This window comes from Aeromonas sp. ZOR0002 (genome assembly GCF_963866995.1).
GTDB lineage: Bacteria > Pseudomonadota > Gammaproteobacteria > Enterobacterales > Aeromonadaceae > Aeromonas > Aeromonas caviae.
On sequence record NZ_CAWMFQ010000160.1, the window covers coordinates 1 to 4,051 of the forward strand.

Here is a 4,051-nt window from a genome sequence, read left to right on the forward strand (position 1 = left end):
CCAGCTGGCCCAAGGTACGGGTGGTGGCCGCGCTGGATCCGGCCCCGGTCGACCCCGGCACGCCGCCGGTGGACGGGGTACCGGCCTGGGAGGCAAGCAAGGTCTACACCGCGGGCAACAAGGTGAGCCACAAGGGGGTCATCTATCAGGCCAAGTGGTGGACCCAGGGCAACGAGCCGGGCAAGGGGGACCCTTGGGCACCGGTGATCTGAGAGTCAATACAGGCGCAAGCACCCCGGGGAGGCCGCGCGCCTCCCTTGTTGATCGCCGCGCTGGCTTGCTGCGCCTCTTTTGGCACTGATAGAGTGCGGGTTCACAACGAGGGAGGATGACCATGAACATCGCCATTCATTTTGAAATTCCGGTACAGGATATGGAGAGAGCCATCCGCTTCTATGAGGGGGTCTTCGAGACGGTGCTGGAGCGGGTGCAGATCGATGGCAACGAGATGGCGCTCTTTCCCCTGGAAAGTGGCACGGCGGGCTGCTCCGGCGCCCTAGCGAAGGGGGAGAGCTATGTGCCGAGCCTGGATGGCACCCGGATCTATCTGCGGGTGCCTGACATCGAGGGGACCATGGCCCGGGCGCTGGCATCGGGCGGGGCCTGTCTCTATCCCGTCACCCAGGTCGGGGAGGGCCTCCGGGTGGCGGAGTGTCGGGATTGCGAGGGGAATCGCATCGCCTTGCAGGAGGGAACCTGACCATTATTTATCTGGTGCATGGGATATGTTGAGTCATTCACGCGATGAATAAAGAGGGGGATTTTCCCGCTCCGGGAGCCTCAGACCCGCGGTGAGGCCCCGGAATGGTCAGTTGCCGCCCCCCGGATCCCGTGCTACTTCATCTGGTGCGGCAACAAGGCGAGCACCCGTTCGCCCGGTCTGTCGCCCCAACTCTCAGGAGGCATCATGGAAGGACATTGTCTGTGTGGCGGGATCACCGTGTCGAGCGGCGATCACAAGGAGGTCAACCTGTGTCACTGCGCCATGTGCCGGCGCTGGTCAGGGGGGCCCATGTTCGCGGTGCACGGGGGCAAGGGCGTGCGGTTCACCGGGATGACCCCGGTGGCCTACCGCTCGTCGGAGTGGGCGGAGCGCGGATTCTGCCCCACCTGCGGCACCCATCTTTTCTACCATCTGTTGCCGACGGACGAGTACATCCTCTCTGCCGGCCTGTTTCAGGATCAGGGGTTCGAGCTCACCGGGCAGATCTTCATCGACGAGAAACCCGACTTCTATGCCCTCAAGAACGACACCCCGACCCTGACCGGGCAGCAGGTGTTCGAGCAGTTCGCCCCCAAACCCTGAGCCTGTACTCACCCCGAGGAGAAGCCATCATGGATGAACAACCGAAGGCGAAGGGGCCTGCCTCCTATTTTCCCGCCATCGAGCAGAAATACGGCCAGCCCATCGTCCACTGGCTGACCCTGCTGGCAGGGCGGGAGGAGCGCAAACACATGGCCCTGGTGGCCTGGCTCAAGGACGAACACGCCATGGGTCACGGCCATGCCAATGCCCTGGTGGCCCACTTTTTGGCGCAGCCCGATGCGCCCGGCGTGGCATGACAGTGCCACAGTGCAAAACGTGCAGGAAAGCCAGAGGAGCAGAGAGATGAAGATAAGCGTCAGCGTCTGGGTTGCCAGGCCGATTGCCGATGTGTGGCAGGGCTGGAACACCCCCGCCAGCATCATGGCGTGGAACGCCGCCTCCCCGCAGTGGCACTGCCCCCAAAGCCGGGTGGACCTGCGGGTGGGCGGGCGTTTTTGCCACCACATGGCGGCGCGGGATGGCAGCACGGGGTTCGATTTCGAGGGGACCTTCACCGAGGTCACCGCGCCGACGGGGCTCGGCTACGTCATGGACGATGGCCGCGAGGTGAGCGTGCGGTTCGTGGCAGAGCAGGGGGGCACCCGGGTGGAGGAGCGGTTCGATGCCGAGTCCCTGCACAGCGGCGAACAGCAGCGGGCGGGGTGGCAGAGCATCCTGGATAACTTCAAGCGCCATATGGAGGCCGCCGGCTGACCCCTGCGGGGCGCCAAGAAAAAACCACCGCAAGCTGGCGGTGGTTTTTTTATGGCGTTCGCCCGGAGCAAGGCGGGGAGGGGAAGGGGGTCACTCCTCGATGTCCAGCAGCACCAGGATGGCGCTCTCGCCCCCCCACTCCCGCGGCGCCTGGTGAAAGGCGCGCACAGCGGGGTGCTGGGCCAGCCAGCTCGGGATGCGCTGCTTGAGGATGTGCTTGCCGATGCCGTGCATCACCGAGGCGACGTGGATGTTCTCTTTTCGGCACAGGGTGAGCAGGGCCGCCAGCTCCTGCTTGGCCTGGTGCTGGTTCATGCCATGCAGATCCAGATAAATCTCCGGCGGGTAGCTGCCGCGCTTGAGCTTTTTCAGCTCGAATTTTGACACGTCGTCGCGCACGTAACGGGTCGGCCCGTCCGCCTCGAGATGGGGCTGATACTCGTCGCTGAAAAAGTGGTCAACCCCAAGCTTTTCGCGGCTCTCGCGCACTTCGCGTTTCTGCTTGACCGGGCTTGAGGAGGCCCTTATGGTATCTTGCTTAATTTTCCGGGTACCTTTGACAGCATCACGAAACAGCAGGCTTTCCTCGTCTGTGAGTGAGGGCGTTTTTTTCATCAGGTACTCGTCTTGCTCGCTGTATAAAATTCTCGGGCCGGATATTACTCGACTTGGAGGTGGATTTGGACAAGATATTTATCGATGAGGTGGTTGCCGAAATGCACACCATCCAGGACATGTTGCGCTGGGCCATGAGTCGTTTCAACGACGCCGGGATCTTCTACGGACATGGTACCGACAACGCCTGGGATGAGGCCGTGCAACTGGTGCTGCCCGCGTTACATCTGCCGCCGGACGTGGATCCCGCCATGCGCCACTCCCGCCTGACCACCAGCGAGCGCCACCGCATCGCCGAGCTCATCATCCGCCGCGTGCAGGAGCGCATTCCGGCACCCTACCTGACCAACAAGGCCTGGTATGCGGGTTGGGAGTTCTATGTGGACGAGCGGGTGCTCATCCCGCGCTCCCCCATCGCCGAGATGGTGGCCAACCGCTTCGCCCCCTTCCTGAAAGACGAACCGACCCGGATCATGGACTTGTGCACCGGCTCCGGCTGCATCGCCATCATCATGGCCCACGAGTTCCCCCATGCGGAAGTGGATGCCATCGACATCAGCGTCGATGCCCTCAACGTGGCGGAGCGCAACATCAACGATCACGGGCTGGAGCAGCAGGTTATCCCCATTCGCTCCGATCTGTTCCGGGATCTGCCGGCCGGTGACAAGTACGATCTCATCGTCTCCAACCCGCCCTACGTGGACTCCGAGGACATGTCGGATCTGCCGGAGGAGTTTCGCCACGAGCCGGAGCTGGCCCTGGCGTCGGGCTCCGACGGCCTCAAGCTCACCAAGCGCCTGCTGGCCAATGCCGCCGACTTCCTGAAAGAGGATGGCGTGCTGGTGGTCGAGGTGGGCAACAGCATGATCCACCTGGAAGCCCAGTTCCCCGAGGTGCCCTTCACCTGGGTCGAGTTCGAAAACGGCGGCCACGGCGTCTTTGTGATGACCCGCGCAGAGCTCGAGCAGTACCAGGCCCATTTCGCCATTTACAAGAACTAAGCAGCAAGGAGCATCCATGGCAGGGAACAGTTTCGGCCAACTCTTTCGGGTCACCACTTTCGGCGAGAGCCACGGTCTGGCGCTGGGCGCCGTGGTCGACGGCTGCCCGCCGGGGCTGGAGATAAGCGAAGACGATTTGCAGGGGGATCTGGACAGGCGCAAGCCCGGCACCTCCCGCTACACCACCCAGCGCCGCGAGGCGGACGAGGTGAAGATCCTCTCCGGGGTGTTCGAGGGCAAGACCACGGGCACCTCCATCGGGCTGCTCATCGAGAACACCGATCAGCGCTCCAAGGACTACTCCGAGATCAAGGATCTGTTCCGTCCGGGTCACGCCGACTACACCTATCACCAGAAGTACGGCCAGCGTGACTACCGTGGCGGCGGCCGCTCCTCCGCCCGCGAGACCGCCATG

The 4,051-nt window shown here is 63.3% G+C and carries 8 protein-coding genes; 7 read left to right on the plus strand and 1 reads right to left on the minus strand.

Going from position 1 to position 4,051, the window contains the following annotated elements; all coding sequences use genetic code 11:
- From AACR77_RS09520 to AACR77_RS09540, 5 genes are all read left to right on the plus strand, one after another.
- A partial coding sequence (locus AACR77_RS09520) for a carbohydrate-binding protein (RefSeq protein WP_042881031.1) occupies window positions 1-212 on the plus strand: 212 nt, incomplete at its 5' end.
- A 122-nt stretch (window positions 213-334) separates the two neighbouring features.
- Window positions 335-700, plus strand: a complete 366-nt coding sequence (locus AACR77_RS09525; RefSeq protein WP_042881033.1) for a VOC family protein — start codon at window positions 335-337, stop codon at window positions 698-700.
- 207 nt (window positions 701-907) lie between these two features.
- Window positions 908-1,306 (plus strand): GFA family protein, encoded by a 399-nt coding sequence (locus tag AACR77_RS09530; protein WP_010674834.1) that lies wholly within the window; start codon window positions 908-910, stop codon window positions 1,304-1,306.
- A gap of 29 nt (window positions 1,307-1,335) precedes the next feature.
- Complete coding sequence (locus AACR77_RS09535; protein WP_042881034.1) at window positions 1,336-1,563, plus strand: DUF4287 domain-containing protein; 228 nt, start codon at window positions 1,336-1,338, stop codon at window positions 1,561-1,563.
- Between the two features lie 46 nt (window positions 1,564-1,609).
- Complete coding sequence (locus AACR77_RS09540; protein ID WP_042881036.1) at window positions 1,610-2,020, plus strand: SRPBCC domain-containing protein; 411 nt, start codon at window positions 1,610-1,612, stop codon at window positions 2,018-2,020.
- A gap of 90 nt (window positions 2,021-2,110) precedes the next feature.
- On the opposite strand, the gene smrB is transcribed toward AACR77_RS09540, so the two are convergent.
- Window positions 2,111-2,635 carry an endonuclease SmrB gene (gene smrB / locus AACR77_RS09545; protein WP_041211465.1) on the minus strand — a complete coding sequence of 175 codons (525 nt, stop codon included), beginning with the start codon at window positions 2,633-2,635 and terminating at the stop codon, window positions 2,111-2,113.
- A 65-nt stretch (window positions 2,636-2,700) separates the two neighbouring features.
- Here smrB and prmB point away from each other — a divergent pair, with 65 nt between their 5' ends.
- Together prmB and AACR77_RS09555 are read left to right on the plus strand one after the other, a co-directional pair.
- Window positions 2,701-3,636: a 50S ribosomal protein L3 N(5)-glutamine methyltransferase gene (gene prmB, locus AACR77_RS09550; protein ID WP_039040745.1), complete on the plus strand. Its 936-nt coding sequence runs from the start codon at window positions 2,701-2,703 to the stop codon at window positions 3,634-3,636.
- Window positions 3,637-3,652: 16 nt separating this feature from the next.
- Window positions 3,653-4,051, plus strand: a 399-nt coding sequence (locus AACR77_RS09555; protein ID WP_042881038.1) for a chorismate synthase, incomplete at its 3' end; no start/stop codon positions are given.

Excerpts from the sequence above, each read along its gene's own strand:
- AACR77_RS09530 (WP_010674834.1), top strand. The coding sequence starts at position 908 with ATGGAAGGACATTGTCTGTGTGGCGGGATCACCGTGTCGAGCGGCGAT.
- AACR77_RS09540 (WP_042881036.1), top strand. The coding sequence starts at position 1,610 with ATGAAGATAAGCGTCAGCGTCTGGGTTGCCAGGCCGATTGCCGATGTG.
- AACR77_RS09535 (WP_042881034.1), top strand. The coding sequence starts at position 1,336 with ATGGATGAACAACCGAAGGCGAAGGGGCCTGCCTCCTATTTTCCCGCC.
- AACR77_RS09525 (WP_042881033.1), top strand. The coding sequence starts at position 335 with ATGAACATCGCCATTCATTTTGAAATTCCGGTACAGGATATGGAGAGA.
- smrB (WP_041211465.1), bottom strand. The coding sequence starts at position 2,635 with ATGAAAAAAACGCCCTCACTCACAGACGAGGAAAGCCTGCTGTTTCGT.